This window comes from Vibrio sp. 1874, from assembly GCF_033344395.1.
GTDB classification, from domain to species: domain Bacteria; phylum Pseudomonadota; class Gammaproteobacteria; order Enterobacterales; family Vibrionaceae; genus Vibrio; species Vibrio alginolyticus.
Genome location: NZ_JAWPOR010000008.1, coordinates 62,028 through 78,356, shown reverse-complemented (window position 1 = coordinate 78,356; position 16,329 = coordinate 62,028). Strand labels below are relative to the sequence as shown.

Below are 16,329 nucleotides of genomic sequence, written 5' to 3'. Positions count from 1 at the left end.
TTTATATCAAAGCGAGCTCATGGGGCAAAGTGAATCACACACTTATAACGTGACATTGTGTGTTTTATCGACATTTTAGTTGTAATTCAAATTTGACAAAAAAAATGACGCAAACGGTTGCTTTTGGTGTTACATCACAAAAACAATTACTATATAATGCGCTCGCAATGACGAGGTGGAATCGGCATAGGTTCGACAGGGCTTATTTTAAGTGTCTGAATTTATTCCAATATCACCTTAATCAATTGCATAAGAGACCTAAGCACATGAGAATTTTGCGTGGCTCCCCAGCTCTTTCTGAGTTTCGTGTTAATAAACTACTGGAACTTTGTCGTGAACAAGATCTGCCTGTAACTGGCATTTATGCCGAGTTTATGCACTTTGCCGATCTAAAGTCAGACCTTGATGACCAAGAGTTAGAAAAACTTGAAAAGTTACTAACTTACGGCCCAACCATCGAAGAGCATGAGCCTGAAGGTCTTCTACTTCTTGTCACGCCTCGTCCTGGCACTATCTCGCCTTGGTCTTCTAAATCTACCGATATCGCTGTTAACTGTGGTCTGGAGAAAGTGAAACGTCTAGAGCGTGGTACGGCTTATTATGTCGAATCTTCAGTTGTTCTCTCAGAAGCTCAAGCTGACGCTGTTAAAGCGTTAATTCACGACCGCATGATGGAAACAGTATTCACAGAATTTGAAGCCGCATCAGCATTATTTACTGTTGCAGAGCCTAAGCCTGTCGCACATGTTGATATCTTAGCTGGCGGTCGTCTTGCGCTTGAAGAGGCAAACGTTTCCCTTGGCTTGGCACTCGCAGAAGATGAAATTGATTACTTGGTAGAGAACTTTACTAAGCTTGGGCGTAACCCAAACGACATTGAATTGATGATGTTTGCTCAGGCGAACTCAGAGCATTGTCGCCACAAAATTTTTAACGCAGATTGGACTATCGACGGGGTAGATCAACCTAAGTCTTTGTTCAAAATGATCAAAAACACTTTTGAAACGACACCTGACTATGTGCTGTCTGCATACAAAGACAACGCAGCCGTTATGACAGGTTCTAAAGCGGGGCGTTTCTTCCCTGACCCTAAATCTCGTCAATACACGTACCACCATGAAGATACGCACATCTTGATGAAGGTAGAAACGCACAACCACCCAACGGCAATCTCTCCATGGCCGGGCGCATCGACTGGCTCAGGCGGTGAAATCCGTGACGAAGGCGCGACGGGTATCGGCGGTAAGCCAAAAGCGGGTCTGGTTGGTTTTACAACCTCTAACTTACGTATTCCTGGTTTTGAACAGCCATGGGAAACCGACTTCGGCAAGCCGGGTCGTATTGTGAATGCGTTAGACATCATGCTTGAAGGCCCTCTTGGCGGCGCGGCATTCAACAACGAATTTGGTCGTCCAAATCTATTGGGTTACTTCCGTACTTACGAAGAAAAAGTCACTTCTCATGCGGGTGAAGAAATTCGTGGTTACCACAAACCAATCATGATTGCTGGTGGTATGGGTAACATCCGCGATGAACACGTACAGAAGAAAGAGATTCCAGTGGGTGCGAGCCTAATCGTACTTGGTGGTCCGGCAATGAACATCGGTCTTGGTGGTGGTGCGGCATCTTCCATGGCATCTGGTCAGTCAGCAGAAGATCTGGACTTCGCTTCAGTACAGCGTGAAAACCCAGAGATGGAACGTCGCTGTCAGGAAGTGATCGACCGTTGTTGGCAGTTAGGCGACGACAACCCAATCGCATTTATCCATGATGTGGGTGCAGGCGGTATCTCTAACGCATTGCCTGAACTTGTCGACGACGGTGAGCGTGGCGGTAAGTTCCAATTACGCGATGTACCAAACGATGAGCCGGGCATGAGCCCACTGGAAATCTGGTGTAACGAATCACAGGAACGTTACGTTCTAGCGGTAGCGCCAGAAAACATGGAAGCATTCGACGCCATCTGTAAGCGTGAACGCGCACCGTATGCAGTGGTGGGTGTGGCGACAGAAGAGCGTCATCTAACGCTAGAAGATTCTCACTTCGACAATACGCCAATCGATATGCCAATGGATATCCTGCTTGGTAAGCCACCGAAGATGCACCGCGACGCAACCACACTAAAAGTGGAAAGCCCTGCCATTGTTCGTGATGGTATTGAGCTTAATGAAGCGGTGGATCGCGTACTTCGTCTTCCTGCTGTTGCAGAAAAAACATTCCTAATTACTATCGGTGACCGAACAGTAACGGGTCTGGTTGCTCGTGATCAAATGGTTGGTCCTTGGCAGGTACCAGTAGCAAACTGCGCAGTAACAGCGGCAAGCTACGACACTTACCATGGCGAAGCAATGTCGATGGGTGAGCGCACGCCAGTGGCATTACTAGACTTTGGAGCATCGGCTCGCCTAGCCGTTGGTGAGTCACTAACGAACATTGCGGCAACAGACATCGGTGATATTAAACACATTAAACTGTCTGCGAACTGGATGTCTCCAGCGGGTCACCCAGGTGAAGATGCGGGTCTTTACGAAGCAGTGAAAGCGGTTGGTGAAGAATTGTGTCCTGCGTTAGGTTTGACTATCCCAGTTGGTAAAGACTCCATGTCGATGAAAACCAAGTGGGAAGAAAACGGCGAGAGCAAAGAAGTCACTTCTCCACTGTCGCTAGTTATCACGGCATTTGGTCGTGTGGAAGACGTACGTAAGACCGTGACTCCACAACTACGCACTGACAAAGGAGATACCTCTCTAGTTCTTGTTGACTTGGGTAACGGAAAAAACCGCTTAGGTGCGACAGCATTGGCACAAGTATACAAACAGCTGGGTGACAAACCTGCTGACGTAGATAATGCAGAGCAGCTAAAAGGCTTCTTTGATGCAATGCAAGCGTTAGTACGTGATGACAAGCTAGTGGCTTACCACGATAAAGGCGACGGCGGTCTTTTTGTTACACTGGCTGAGATGGCGTTCGCGGGTCACTGTGGCGTAAAAGCGAACATCGCAGAGCTGGGTGATGATGCGCTAGCCGTTCTATTTAACGAAGAGCTAGGTGCGGTTGTTCAAGTTAAGAATGATGATCTAGATTCAGTTCTATCTACTCTGGCGGCAAACGGCTTAGAGGCATGCTCACATGTGATTGGTTCTGTTGAAGCTTCAGACGACTTTGTTATCACTTCTGGTGATGCAGTTGTGCTTGAACGTTCACGTACCGAACTACGCGTTATCTGGGCTGAAACAACGCATAAGATGCAAAGCCTACGTGATAACCCAGCGTGTGCAGACCAAGAGCACGAAGCTAAGAAAGACAACTCTGACCCTGGTCTAAACGTTAAGCTCAGCTTCGACGTAAATGAAGACGTTGCAGCACCGTACATTGCGAAAGGTGCTAAACCTAAGATGGCAATCTTACGTGAGCAGGGCGTTAACTCCCACGTCGAAATGGCAGCAGCGTTTGACCGCGCAGGTTTTGAAGCAACCGACATCCATATGAGCGATATCCTAACGGGCCAAGCGGTACTGGATGAATACCATGGCTTAGTAGCTTGTGGTGGCTTCTCTTACGGCGACGTACTAGGTGCGGGTGAAGGTTGGGCTAAGTCTATCCTGTTTAACGCACAAGCTCGTGAACAGTTCCAAGCCTTCTTCAACCGTGAAGAGACGTTCTCTTTAGGTGTATGTAACGGTTGTCAGATGCTATCAAACCTGAAAGAGCTGATCCCAGGTGCAGACTTGTGGCCACGTTTTGTGCGCAACGAATCTGAGCGTTTTGAAGCGCGCTTTAGCCTAGTCGAAGTACAGAAATCTGATTCTGTATTCTTCGACGGCATGGCTGGTTCGCGCATGCCAATCGCGGTTTCCCACGGAGAAGGGCGTGTAGAAGTACGTGATACAGAGCACCTAGCAGCGATTGAAGCATCAGGTACGGTTGCGGTTCGTTACGTGGATAACCTCGGTAACCCAACACAACAATACCCGAACAACCCGAATGGTTCGCCAAACGCGATTACCGGTTTAACAACAGCAGACGGTCGCGTAACTATCATGATGCCTCACCCAGAGCGCGTATTCCGCACAGTTGCAAATTCTTGGGCTCCGGAAGGTTGGGGTGAAAATGGCGCTTGGATGCGTATGTTCCAAAATGCCCGTAAGAATATCGGTTAATTAACCAAGGTTAATCTAGCTTAAGTAAAGCGTTGGTTGAGAGACCAGCGCTTTCTTTTTTCTTATCACTCTTTTTTCTTCGTCGCTCTTTCTAGTGACTTGGCGAAACGTTGCTTTGTTCTGCCTCTTCTTTGTCATCTATTATCTAGCGTAAAAAACTTGCAGCGTTTAGATTACTTTTATGCTCTAATACCGCGCTTACCAAGGGATGGTGTTAAACAGCTCAGCTTAGATGGAGTTATCAAGTTGACCGAATCCCTGATTGATCCCTAAATCCCTTAGGAAATGAAAGAAATGTCTAAGAATCCAAAATTTGCTATCCGCGTCACTGAAAAACGTAACGGCTGGAGCGCAGAAATCACTCGCCAAGTGACATCTCGTAAGACTGTAGTATCAAAGCGTGAAACAGGCTTTGACAGCGAAGAGAAAGCACAAGCTTGGGCTGAACAAGAACTGGCTGGATTTATCCAAAACCAAGTGGTTCGTAACGAGCGTAAAGCAGCGCAACGTCAAGAGCGCGAAGCAGAACAACTAGCGGCAAAAGTTCGTAAAGAAGAAGCCCGCAAAGCACGTGAAACCGAAGTAGACACTGACGAAGAATAAGTTTAAATCGGTGAGATGGTGACGTTACCCATCAAACAAATAGTGAAAATGCCCTGAGTTTTGTCTCAGGGCATTTTTTATTTATATCGGCTAAAAACAATCCGACGATACGGACAAGCTAAACGTGCCGTCTTCAGGGGCTGCAAATTGTTTATTGCCAGGAAGAAGGTGAGGGTTATTAGCATAAGTGCGATGTGTCGATTTGACCTTTGCAGAATGTCTTTCCGGTAAATCAAAGTGTTGTAAGCCGTCAGATAGATCGTTTGCTTCACCGTAGTCGAAATGTGTTGCGACGTCTTTGGGCTGCTTGGCGTAACGACAGTGATCCGGCTTACCATCTTCGTGCCAAGTTAAAGAGTTAGTTTTTGCATCTAGATTCAGGTTATTTGCTGTTGGCTGTGCGTAAAAATCTTCTGAAACTTGGTGCTTGCTTTGTTCTTGTAAGTAGTCTGCAATGTTCTCAGAAGCTTGCGCTAGGCTACCTACAGGGAAGAAGCAAATCAGAAGAAGCCGTGTTTTTAGATTGTTCATAATGTGTATGCAAGCAAAAGGAAATGATAATACTGATAAATAAAACGGCGTGCAATTATGGCCATTGGATACGATATAACAGGGCAGTTAATGTCTGCCCTGCATCTTTTAGGTATGGTTAGTATTGATAAGTGAGGTGCAGTTTGACTTCGCGACCAGGCGAAGGCACGCCATTAGATAGGTATGCTTCGTAGTAACGATCGGTTAAGTTTTTCACAACCGCGCCAACGCTCAAGCCTTCGACTTGTTGTATTTCCCAAACCACGTAAGCGTTTTGTAGCGTGTATTGCTCACTTGGCGATTTCACTTTTAAATTATTACCGCTTGCCTTGGTTTTGGTTTGCGCATCATACCAACGGACTTCCCAGCCCGTACGTAAACCAGGAATCCATTCGTAACCCAAACCCAGATTAATGTTTAATGGCGGTACATCAGGATGATCATCATCTGAACCTGTAGAGTCAGATAGGCTACCTTTGTTTTTGCCGCGAATGTAACTTGCTGAGAAATTACTGTAGAAATCTTCAATCCGGTATTGTGAAATTAGCTCAAAGCCATAGTTTTTAAAGCCATCTAGGTTTGTATTCCAGCTTTGTAACTCAGTAGTATTTTTGTCGAGGTTTTCGCCCGTTCGTATATCAACTGTGTCGCTAACATCGTTATAGAACATAGTTAACTCTGTTGCGAGGTTATCGCGAGAGTTCACCAGCCCTTCCGTTAAGTTGATAACGCTTGCTTGATAAGCATGGATACGAGACACGTCCAGATTCAAAGCAGTAGCCGTAGCGGTAGCTCGCGCATATTGCACTGAGTAGATGTTATCAACGGTTGGTGCTTTTAAAGCGTAGGCGTAGGAGGCGTTTAAACGCGTATTATTGCTCGCATCAAAGTCGATATCCAAACGTGGGCTAAAGCCTTTATGCGTCGTTTCACCGTAGTTATGTCCGGCAGCTGGATCATTATAATCCGGCGCTGCGTTCCCTTTTCCTTCACTCTTGATGTATTCGTAACGCAGAGAAGGTGTGATTGTTAGGCGGTCTGTTGCTTGATAGTGATCAGCAATGTAAGCGGCATAAATTGACTGCGTGCCAGATGGTTCGTAGTAAGGGGTGTACCAACCGTAGTTTTTCGCTTCATTACTGTCGTATGATGCGTTGAATACCAACGAGTCTCTATCGGTTTTTTGATATTGAAGCCCAGTGACTAGAGTGTGGTCTCCGAATTGCGCTTGGTTAAACACATCAACGTAGTCACGCTCGTAACTCAGCCATGACTCATGACCGTAACTGCCAACAGAAACGAACATTTTCTCGAATGCTACGTCAGGGCGAACCCAATGACGATCGTTTTCGGAACGTGCCATTTTGATATTGAAATCAATATACGGGTTAGTCGGCATGTAGTGGTAAGAGATGGTTGTGGTGTTGTCCGTGTATTTGTTATCGACGGTGTAAGCGTATTGGGCTTTTTCTAATGAGCCGTATTTCTTGATATTGTATTCGGTGATGTTAGGCATTTTTCCGCGGCGGTTAGCCCAAGGTTTACGACCTTCATCTTTGTAGCGAGTATGGCTAATTTCAAACTCGTGATCGTTATTTTCATAACCGACCTTTACGAGCATGTTTTCTTGCTCATAACCTGAGTAATCTAGCGTTTCACCACCTCCGACTTTAATGTCATCAGAATCTTTTACCGAGCCATTCGCTAGAAAATAAAAACCAGTATCGTTTTTACCATAGAGTGTTAGCGTGTAGGCGTTCTCATCGCCGTTGGTGTTGTATGCACTTGAGATGCGAGCACCAAAGTTTCTTTCGCCGTACAGGAGATCATCGACACTTTTGGTTTTAATGCGAATGGAGCCACCAAACTTCCCGTTGAGTGCTCGATAGTCGTGCGCGCCCTTGATAATTTCTGCTTCGCCAATTAAGAACGGATCAAAAAAGAAGGTACCGTAGCGGTATTGTTGAAAGCCAATTGGAGCGCCATCGACAAAGACGGCGATATCGCTTGGATCATCAAAACCACGAATGTTAATACGTTCGCCACCAGAACGACCGCCACCATCTATTGATGCACCGGGAACGGCATCGATCATTGAGGCAAAATTAGAGTACTGTTGCTCTTCAATCTCTGACCAATTAATGGTGGTTTGCGCAGGCTCAGCAATGGTAATAGGTTTGGCATAACGAACGCCTATGACTTCAAGCTCTTCATTTGGCGCTGTCTCGGCATATGAATAAAGAGGGAAGAGCAAAGCCAGTGAAATGAGATTTACTTTGAATGGATGACTTTTTAATCGTTTCATATTGATGATTTATAGTGTTTTTATGAAGCTGGGATTATAAGAACATTATTACGATTAATAAATGATAATGAGATTAATTATCAAATGTGTTTTTGCGACGGATTGTAAAGTTTTTTATCCATTCGTGGAAACTACGATAAGTATCGTTAGCGTACATAAAACAAAAAGCCCAGCATCATGGACGCTGAGCTTATTGGCTTTAAACAAGATAGTGCGAGCACTGTTGCTCCTTTTGAGCTAATCAGGCGCCTACTTGGTAGGAATTACTGAGTTTCTAACGGTATCTGTCCGGTGGTCAGCGGCTCGGCATCGAATTCAGTGAGGCCTTCAATATAGCTTTCGACTGCTTGCTCTAAAGCATTATCACCTTGGTTAAAATAGGCAAGGTGGAAAATTGCATCGCCTTCGTTCACCAACGGTAATGTTTGTTGACCGATAACCAAACCACGCTTCGGGGCTTTTAGTTCTATCTCATCATGACCAAGAGGAGAGCTAATATAAGCGAGCGTTTCACCCTGTTCTACTTTGTCTCCCAGATTAACGACAGTACGCAAAATGCCGTTACCTGACGCGCGAACCCAGCTGGTGGACTTCGCTATGATAGGCTCAGGCAGCTTTTTCCTGCTCGCTCGCAACATACCAATGGCTTGCATTACGCGCCGAACCCCGAGCACACCAGCGCTGATCGAAAGTGGATCAAAACGCAATGCTTCGCCAGCCTCGTAGGTGAGCACTGGAATATCACATTTTTCTGCTTCACTGCGTAAAGAGCCATCACGCAATGCTGAATCAACAATCACTGGCGTCGAAAATGCTTGAGCAATACGTAGAGTTTCTGGGTTGCTTAAGTTTGCGCGAATCTGTGGCAAGTTCGTGCGATGAATGGCCCCTGTGTGTAGATCCAAAATGTAGTCACAACGCTTGGCAATGTTGTTAAAGAACCCGTGTGCCATACGAGATGCAAGTGCGCCTTTTTCACTGCCAGGAAAGCAACGGTTGAGATCTCGTCGGTCGGGCAAGTAACGAGATTTATGGATGAAACCAAAAACGTTAACGATAGGTACTGCAATGACAGTGCCTTTCAGTTTTTGTGGATCCAGTTGGTTAATGATCTGACGAACGATTTCTACGCCATTAAGCTCATCACCATGGATAGCAGCATTCACCATTAACACTGGTCCTTCTTGTTTCCCATGGATGATTTCCACAGGAATAGATAAAGGCGAATGTGTATATAGCTTCGCTGCTTCAAATTCGATCTCTAATCGTTGTCCTGGTTGTATTTGATGTCCTAAGAGCTCAAACACTTTGCTTTTTTTACTTCTGGCCATAAACCATCTCTGTCAAATGCGTCATCAGCAATGTAACAATTGCTGCAAAATCGCACTAATCATTCTCATTAAGGACACGACAAATTACTTTAATCGTCATGCGTGAAATTTTGGTATGTGTGAAGTTTTTGTTTTCAATATGATCTTTTCTATCAGTTTAATACATAACAAGACATAGAGAAGAGTGCGCAATAATAGCCTTAAAAAATGTGACTGTATTAAAAATAATACTGTTCATGGAGGACAAAAAAACGGACTTTTAACCCTACTTTTTATCCGATAATATCCGCGCCGAATTTGAGGTTTCACACTTTCTAACTAGAGGTTTTGATGAAAAAGGCAATTGCTAAAATTGGTGCATTGACTGCGGTAGCAGTTTCACTTTCAGGTTGCGTAGGTAGTAATGCCGTGACAGGTTATGTCATGGGGTTTAACTTGAAAGCTGTTGACAACCGTTACGCTCGAGGTGGCCTAAATATGCTTTTAGCGCCTGTTTATGGTGTCGCGATCGCAGCGGATTATATCGTGTTTAACTCTCTAGAATTTTGGACGGGTAAGAACCCGTTAAATGGTAAGCCACATATCTTCGATACAAAGGTAGATACTTACATTGATGTCAATCACCAGTTAGATAAGTCGTTAACGACGGCACCAATCGCACCATTAGCGGATAACCGTGTCATTGAGCAGGGGCGAATGCAGCAAATCGATGAGAACACTGTTCAAATGGATATTACTTACAGTAACGGTGAAAAGGCGACACTCATGGGTGTACGCGATGGTGAGTTTGTTACTTACTACATTGATGGTGAAGTTGCTGCACAAACCTCAATGGATGAGTTAGCCGCTTACGCGCAAAACCGTGTGTAGTTGGGTTCAACTAAACCAAAAAAAGGGTGCCGTATGGCACCCTTTGTCGTTTTTCGTGATTGAATTATGCTTTCTCTGGAATCGCTTCTAAAAGCGCGACCATCTGTTCCCAGTACAACTGAACAGTATCAATCTTCACTTTCTCATCTGGAGAGTGAGGGAATTTTATTGTTGGACCGAAAGAAACCATATCCATGTGTGGGTATGGTTCTTTAAATAGGCCACACTCAAGACCAGCATGGATGACCATGATGTTCGGCTTATGACCGTAAATGCCTTCATACATATCACGGAAAATTGCCATGATCTCGGAATCTGCATCTGGCTTCCAGCCAGGGTAAGCGCCTGAGAACTGAATTTGTGCGCCTGCTAGCTCAGTAATCGAGCGCAGCATGCTTTCCACTTGGCTACGGCCAGAGTCAATGAGAGAACGAATCAAGCAAAGCACGGTGACTTTATTTTCTTCTGTGCTGATCACACCAACGTTTAGAGAAGTTTCAACAACGCCTTCCACCTCATCACTCATACGGATTACGCCGTTTGGACAAGCGTTAAGTGCCGCAATGAATCGTTGCTGATCGGCGATTGAAAATACTTGCGCGTCAGTCGTGATCGCTTCATTAAAGGTTACGATACCTGTTTCGATTTTACCCAATTCAGTTTTAAGCAGCTCAGTGTAGTGGTTGAACAGCTCAGCAAGTTTGTCTTGGTTTTCGACAGGAAGCGCGACAGTAACAAACGCTTCGCGAGGGATTGCATTACGTAAGCTACCACCACGGAATTCGACTAAACGTAAATCAAGCTCTTGAGCATGACCGGCAAGGAAACGACCAAGTAATTTGTTGGCATTACCGCGACCTGTGTGAATGTCACAACCTGAGTGACCACCTTTTAGGCCTTTCAGCGTCAGTTGGCGTGTTACAAAACCTGCAGGCGTTGATTCTCGAGAAATATCGAAAGTCATGGTGCCATCAACGCCACCTGCACAACCCATGTAGACTTCGCCTTCTTGCTCAGAGTCTGTATTTAGAAGAATCTCACCCTCTAACCAACCAGCTTCAAGGCCAAATGCGCCAGTCATGCCTGCTTCTTCATCAATCGTCAGCAGAACTTCGAGTGGACCGTGCTTAATATCTTTAGATGCCAATACAGCAAGGCAAGAAGCCATACCAATACCGTTATCTGCACCAAGCGTCGTGCCTTTCGCAGTTACCCATTCGCCATCGATGTAAGGTTGGATTGGATCTTTGGTGAAGTCGTGTTCAGTGTCTTCGTTTTTCTGCGGCACCATGTCGATGTGTGCTTGAAGTACAACAGCCTTCTTATTTTCCATTCCTGGTGTCGCGGGCTTTTTGATGAACACGTTACCGGTTGGATCACGGCGAACGTCAAAGCCTTGCTCTGTTGCCCAGTTGATAATGTACTGTGCTAATGCTTCTTCATGTTTCGATGGATGAGGGATAGAACAAATCTTATCGAAAAACTGCCAAAGTGGAGCAGGTGATAAGGTACTGATCTCAGAATGGAACTCAGACACGGAGGACTCCTTTTGATGTGCTTTGCCAAATATATACCGTAAAAATATTGTCAAGGTAGCATTAAATGCTAGACGATTTGGCCTTCAAATTGCCGTTAGCATACCACCAGATAAGGAGTACGAGTAGTCGCGATCACAAGGATTTCTCTCAGAACTGTCACAGTTTGTGAATACAATAACAAGCACTATGTGTTCTCTATCATATATTCTGAAAGTGGCTTTATTTTTTAATTCATAAAATTGTAATTTAATTACACATAAATTTTGATAAAGGTCAATTTGTGCATTTTTTGTGATTCCAGTCACTAAAATGCTTGTAATTAAATTTCTTGGTGGTATATTTGTAACCAGCTTCTGAGAGAAGAATGAAATGCTCAAAGGATGAGTCCGTTTTATCGCCTCCAAGGAACCGAGAAATCAACGAATGTTTAATTGATTTAAAAGGTGATAGTTATGAAAGGTTTACCAAGTACAATGTTCTGGAATAGCAAGTCTGTTTACACCGGTAACTTTGTATACCCAACAAGCTTTGGCTACTAAGTGAAGTCAACGCATGTGACTCGAACAGTTTGTTCACCCCTATAAATTGGAATTTTTTTTCAGTGATAGTGCTGACATGATTCACCGCCACCCAAATTGGGTGGCGTTTTTTTATCTCTATTTTCTCTTCCTGACTCACTTATTGCCATCAAAGCCTTCTTCTATTCCCCATTCTTCGGTTTTATCGACTTTTCCATCAAATCTGTTAGATACCATGTTTAAAATGGGCCTTTTTCATCTGAAAGTTTAGTACATTGCTCAGTTTTTATTCTCTTTTAGAGAACTGTGTTATCTGGGTTACCTATTGTTTTATAAGAATATATTTCTTTGCTTGCTATGATGGATTAGAGAATGTGTTTCATATCCAAAGAAAAAAAACGCATTAGAGTGAAGATTCTATCTAGAATTTGCTATTTGATAACTTTATAATTCCCGCCAATCGATTACGCAACCGTTTACTTTTTTACCTTTACAGGATTCGATCATGCTCGAGAGGCTTTTTAAACTCAGTGAAAATGGCACAAATGTGCGCACTGAGATCATTGCAGGTGTTACGACCTTCCTAACTATGGCTTACATTATTTTTGTAAACCCAGCGATCCTGTCGGATACCGGTATGGACCGTGGCGCCATTTTTGTCGCGACTTGTCTTGCTGCCGCAATCGGCTGTTTTATCATGGGATTTGTTGCCAATTACCCAATCGCACAGGCACCAGGAATGGGCCTGAACGCATTTTTCACTTACTCTGTTGTATTGGGAATGGGTTATACGTGGCAAGTTGCGTTAGCGGCTGTATTTGTTTCTGGCCTTCTGTTCATTCTTTTAAGCGTATTTAAGATCCGTGAGTGGATTATTAACTCGATCCCGCATTCTCTACGAACAGGTATTTCAGCTGGTATTGGTCTTTTCTTAGCGTTTATCGCATTAAAAAATGCAGGTATCGTCGTTGATAACCCAGCGACATTAGTTTCTATGGGAGAGATCACATCATTGCCATCTGTATTGGCCGCGATTGGTTTCTTTCTTACGATTGCACTGGTTCACCGTGGTGTGAAAGGTGCGGTGATGATCGCCATTCTTGGCGTTACAGCGCTTGGTCTTCTATTTGGTGATGTGCAGTGGGGCGGTATTATGTCAACGCCACCAAGCATTGCGCCAACTTTCATGCAACTGGATTTCTCTGGTTTGTTTGAAGTAGGCATGATTTCCGTCGTATTTGCTTTCCTATTTGTCGATTTATTTGACACCGCAGGTACGCTCGTTGGCGTTTCTCAAAAAGCAGGTCTAACTGATGAGAATGGCAACATCCCTCGTTTAAACAAAGCGTTACTTGCAGACTCAACAGCAACGTCAGTAGGTGCATTACTTGGTACCTCTAACACGACATCTTATATTGAAAGCGTTTCTGGTGTAGCTGCGGGTGGGCGTACTGGTCTAACAGCCGTGGTTGTTGGTGTACTCTTCCTACTTGCTCTATTGTTCTCACCACTTGCGGGTATGATCCCTGCTTATGCAACGTCAGGTGCGCTATTCTATGTGGCGATCTTGATGCTGTCTGGGCTAGTAAGCATTGATTGGCGTGACCTAACTGAAGCGTCCCCAGTTGTTGTGACTTGTTTAGTTATGCCGCTAACATTCTCGATTGCAGAAGGTATCACGTTAGGCTTTATCGCATACGCGGCGATCAAGTTATTCAGCGGTAAGGGCCGTGAAGTGTCGATGAGTGTATGGGTGATGTCAGCCATCTTCATCGTTAAATACCTCGTCGGTTAATTTCTCGAGCAAAAAGCCAGTGTGGATTTATTCACGCTGGCTTTTTCTTTTTTTACGTTGTTCACAGAAGACGGTTTTTCTGCGGAATAGGCAGAGAATTTTGATATCACCGTTGGTATTAGCGGTGTGTTTCGGTAGAATAATCGTTTGCGCAGCTTGAAATCCTCGTCTCCAAACATTTTGGAGAAGTTAGTGAGCATTCCGCTTTTGAGTGACTTCGCTAGATTTTGAGGATGCATATTTTCAAATTATTAGGTTATTACAATGAGTAAAAAATTCATTATCACTTGGGATGCAATGCAGACTTACTGCCGTGAACTGGCTGAGAAACAAATGCCAGCTGAGCAATGGAAAGGAATTTGGGCGGTAAGCCGCGGCGGTTTGGTTCCTGGCGCTATTTTAGCTCGTGAACTGGGTATTCGTTACGTTGATACAATCTGTATTTCAAGCTACGACCATGATCATCAGCGCGATATGACGGTACTAAAAGCACCTGAAGGTGATGGCGAAGGTTACCTAATCGTTGAAGACCTAGTAGACAGTGGTGATACAGCGCGCAAACTACGTGAGATGTATCCAAAAGCGAAAATGATCGCTGTGTGTGCGAAACCATCAGGCAAAGAGCTGCTGGATGATTACGTTGTAGATATTGCTCAAGACACTTGGATCGAGCAGCCTTGGGATATGTCAATCCAGTATGCTGAGCCAGTAAACCGCAAGCAAAAATAAGCGCGGTTAAAGAATATTGAGAAATGCCCCTTTATAGGGGCATTTTTTTTATTATGATATTAAATCATGCTAATAGCCTAGGGTTCTTCCTATGTCTGAAGACGTCAGTAAAAATCTTTCCGAAACTTTGTTCGTGAAACATAAGCAAGCAAAAGAAACCTCCGCGCTTACCCAGTACATGCCGACCAGTAAAAAAATACTTGATGAACGAGAAGCGCAGGGTGATCGTGCTTGGTATCGTCATTTGCGTCGCTTGCAATGGGCTTGGCAAGGATTGTCTCCGATCGAAATGGAAGGCGTACTGTCCAAAATTGCTTCATCATCTCACTCGCGAACCAATGATGATTGGTTAGACACTGTAATGGGTTATCACAGTGGTAACTGGACATTTGAGTGGATCAAGCTTGGTATGGATCATCAGAAGCGAGCAAATGAAATGCAAGGAGAAGAGGCAGCGGATGAACTCTTCACTGCTTCTTTGTGTTTTAGTATTGCAGGCTACCCACATTTAAAAAATGATAACTTGGCATCGCAGGCTCAAGTACTGGCAAACAAAGCGTATTCTGACGGCGCAGAAAAAACTAAGTACACCATCAAGCAAATTGAAGTGCCTTACCAAAATCGCAAAATCATCGCGAACCTCCATTTACCAAGAACGGATAAACAGTTGCCTGTGGTCATGGTGAGCGCTGGTTTGGATACTCTACAAACCGACATGTGGCGTTTGTTCCGTAATCGTCTTGCAACGCGAGATATTGCGATGTTAACCGTGGACATGCCTTCGGTAGGGCATAGCTCTCATTGGCCCTTGACCGAGAATTCAAGTTGCCTACATCAAGCGGTATTGAATGAGCTTTACTCGCTACCTTGGGTTGATCATCACAAAGTGGGGTTAGTTGGGTTTCGTTTTGGTGGTAATGCCATGATCAGACTCTCTTTTGTCGAGCAAGAAAAGATCAAAGCTTGTGTCGCTCTAGGCGCACCCGTACATGATATTTTTACTTCCCCTCAGAAGTTGCAAAAAATGCCGAAGATGTACTTAGATCTTTTGGCTTCCCGTTTGGGGAAAAATGCGGTTGATATTAATAGCATGGCTGGTCAGATGATGGCGTGGTCATTGAAGGTTCAGGGCTTCCTGAGCAGTCGAAAAACCAAAGTGCCTATTTTGGCTTTGAGTCTTGAAGGCGATCCAGTGTCGCCACACAGTGATAATCAACTTGTTGCTCTATTTAGCCAGTATGGTAGAGCGAAAAAAATCAGTTCCAAAACAATTACAAAAGGATATGAGCAATCCCTCGATTTAGCCATAAAGTGGCTAGAAGATGAATTATTAGGGTGACAATTCTCCTAAATTAGTTAAGAGTGATATATCTGAGCAAAAAATAAGCTCATGATAATTAAAAATAATAATCATTCTTGGGTGTTTACTTTTAACTATGAAAACGGAGATTCATATGTCAGAGACGACTCAGGGCCCGACTCACTTTCGCTTGATGTCTAAGTTGAAGGCGATAGGGCCTTACCTGCGCGAACCACAATCGCAAGAAGGGCGCTATTATTTTGATTGTTTATCTGTATGTGTAGACGACAAAAAATCGCCTGAGAAGCGTGAATTTTGGGGCTGGTGGATGGATTTGGAATCCATCGAGGGAGGCTTTACTGCTAAATATCATATTGGCAAGTACAACAAAGAAGGGCAATGGGTATCTGAAGCCCTTCCCAAAAAAGTGGTAGAGGAAGTGTATCTCACGCAGAGCACATTCCATCAAAAGCTGGTTGATACTTTAGAAGAACACTTCAAATTAGAAGTCGAATATCACACGGAGTCTTTCGATTTCGCTTAATTTGGTTGTTTTCATTTAATACCAAACAAAAAGGTGCGAAAACGCACCTTTTCTCTTGTTAATTCCCTATTTGATTGTTAAAACATCCTCTCTTTATTTGTTTTT

At 44.3% G+C, this 16,329-nt stretch carries 11 protein-coding genes; 7 read left to right on the top strand and 4 right to left on the bottom strand.

Features of this window, described 5'->3' with window-relative positions; all coding sequences use genetic code 11:
* The first annotated feature begins 266 nt into the window (after window positions 1–266).
* Window positions 267–4,160, top strand: coding sequence for a phosphoribosylformylglycinamidine synthase (gene purL / locus R8N46_RS15405; RefSeq protein ID WP_213972479.1), 3,894 nt, complete (start codon window positions 267–269; stop codon window positions 4,158–4,160).
* A gap of 294 nt (window positions 4,161–4,454) precedes the next feature.
* Entirely contained in the window at window positions 4,455–4,763 is a 309-nt protein-coding gene (locus tag R8N46_RS15400; RefSeq protein ID WP_025998700.1) for a DUF3622 domain-containing protein, read from the top strand.
* Between the two features lie 90 nt (window positions 4,764–4,853).
* Here R8N46_RS15400 and R8N46_RS15395 read toward each other — a convergent pair whose 3' ends face one another.
* The 3 genes from R8N46_RS15395 to R8N46_RS15385 all read right to left on the bottom strand — a co-directional run bounded on the left by R8N46_RS15395 (window position 4,854) and on the right by R8N46_RS15385 (window position 8,930).
* On the bottom strand, window positions 4,854–5,294 hold the full coding sequence (locus R8N46_RS15395; RefSeq protein WP_005381599.1) for a hypothetical protein: 441 nt from the start codon (window positions 5,292–5,294) through the stop codon (window positions 4,854–4,856).
* 118 nt (window positions 5,295–5,412) lie between these two features.
* The gene (locus R8N46_RS15390; protein ID WP_053306531.1) at window positions 5,413–7,599 is read right to left on the bottom strand and encodes a TonB-dependent receptor domain-containing protein; all 2,187 of its coding nucleotides are present in this window, start codon (window positions 7,597–7,599) and stop codon (window positions 5,413–5,415) included.
* A 263-nt stretch (window positions 7,600–7,862) separates the two neighbouring features.
* Window positions 7,863–8,930, bottom strand: a complete 1,068-nt coding sequence (locus R8N46_RS15385) for a succinylglutamate desuccinylase/aspartoacylase family protein (RefSeq protein WP_042521202.1) — start codon at window positions 8,928–8,930, stop codon at window positions 7,863–7,865.
* 330 nt (window positions 8,931–9,260) lie between these two features.
* Between R8N46_RS15385 and R8N46_RS15380 the strand changes: the two genes are divergently transcribed.
* Window positions 9,261–9,800: a DUF3332 domain-containing protein gene (locus R8N46_RS15380; protein ID WP_005381596.1), complete on the top strand. Its 540-nt coding sequence runs from the start codon at window positions 9,261–9,263 to the stop codon at window positions 9,798–9,800.
* Between the two features lie 64 nt (window positions 9,801–9,864).
* Here the strand turns inward: R8N46_RS15380 and R8N46_RS15375 are convergent, their stop codons facing one another.
* A complete protein-coding gene (locus R8N46_RS15375; RefSeq protein ID WP_115385776.1) occupies window positions 9,865–11,337 on the bottom strand; it encodes an aminoacyl-histidine dipeptidase in 1,473 nt (490 codons plus the stop codon).
* Window positions 11,338–12,361: 1,024 nt separating this feature from the next.
* Here R8N46_RS15375 and R8N46_RS15370 point away from each other — a divergent pair.
* The 4 genes from R8N46_RS15370 to crl all read left to right on the top strand — a co-directional run bounded on the left by R8N46_RS15370 (window position 12,362) and on the right by crl (window position 16,224).
* A complete protein-coding gene (locus tag R8N46_RS15370; protein WP_005381592.1) occupies window positions 12,362–13,651 on the top strand; it encodes an NCS2 family permease in 1,290 nt (429 codons plus the stop codon).
* 264 nt (window positions 13,652–13,915) lie between these two features.
* Window positions 13,916–14,380: an oxytetracycline resistance phosphoribosyltransferase domain-containing protein Tet(34) gene (gene tet(34), locus R8N46_RS15365; RefSeq protein WP_005381590.1), complete on the top strand. Its 465-nt coding sequence runs from the start codon at window positions 13,916–13,918 to the stop codon at window positions 14,378–14,380.
* Window positions 14,381–14,471: 91 nt separating this feature from the next.
* Window positions 14,472–15,719 carry an esterase FrsA gene (gene frsA, locus R8N46_RS15360; RefSeq protein WP_115385777.1) on the top strand — a complete coding sequence of 416 codons (1,248 nt, stop codon included), beginning with the start codon at window positions 14,472–14,474 and terminating at the stop codon, window positions 15,717–15,719.
* Between the two features lie 115 nt (window positions 15,720–15,834).
* Window positions 15,835–16,224: a sigma factor-binding protein Crl gene (gene crl / locus R8N46_RS15355; RefSeq protein ID WP_005381584.1), complete on the top strand. Its 390-nt coding sequence runs from the start codon at window positions 15,835–15,837 to the stop codon at window positions 16,222–16,224.
* Window positions 16,225–16,329: the final 105 nt, after the last annotated feature.

Excerpts from the sequence above, each read along its gene's own strand:
- purL (WP_213972479.1), top strand. The coding sequence starts at position 267 with ATGAGAATTTTGCGTGGCTCCCCAGCTCTTTCTGAGTTTCGTGTTAAT.
- R8N46_RS15400 (WP_025998700.1), top strand. The coding sequence starts at position 4,455 with ATGTCTAAGAATCCAAAATTTGCTATCCGCGTCACTGAAAAACGTAAC.
- R8N46_RS15395 (WP_005381599.1), bottom strand. The coding sequence starts at position 5,294 with ATGAACAATCTAAAAACACGGCTTCTTCTGATTTGCTTCTTCCCTGTA.
- R8N46_RS15390 (WP_053306531.1), bottom strand. The coding sequence starts at position 7,599 with ATGAAACGATTAAAAAGTCATCCATTCAAAGTAAATCTCATTTCACTG.
- R8N46_RS15385 (WP_042521202.1), bottom strand. The coding sequence starts at position 8,930 with ATGGCCAGAAGTAAAAAAAGCAAAGTGTTTGAGCTCTTAGGACATCAA.
- R8N46_RS15380 (WP_005381596.1), top strand. The coding sequence starts at position 9,261 with ATGAAAAAGGCAATTGCTAAAATTGGTGCATTGACTGCGGTAGCAGTT.
- R8N46_RS15370 (WP_005381592.1), top strand. The coding sequence starts at position 12,362 with ATGCTCGAGAGGCTTTTTAAACTCAGTGAAAATGGCACAAATGTGCGC.
- frsA (WP_115385777.1), top strand. The coding sequence starts at position 14,472 with ATGTCTGAAGACGTCAGTAAAAATCTTTCCGAAACTTTGTTCGTGAAA.
- crl (WP_005381584.1), top strand. The coding sequence starts at position 15,835 with ATGTCAGAGACGACTCAGGGCCCGACTCACTTTCGCTTGATGTCTAAG.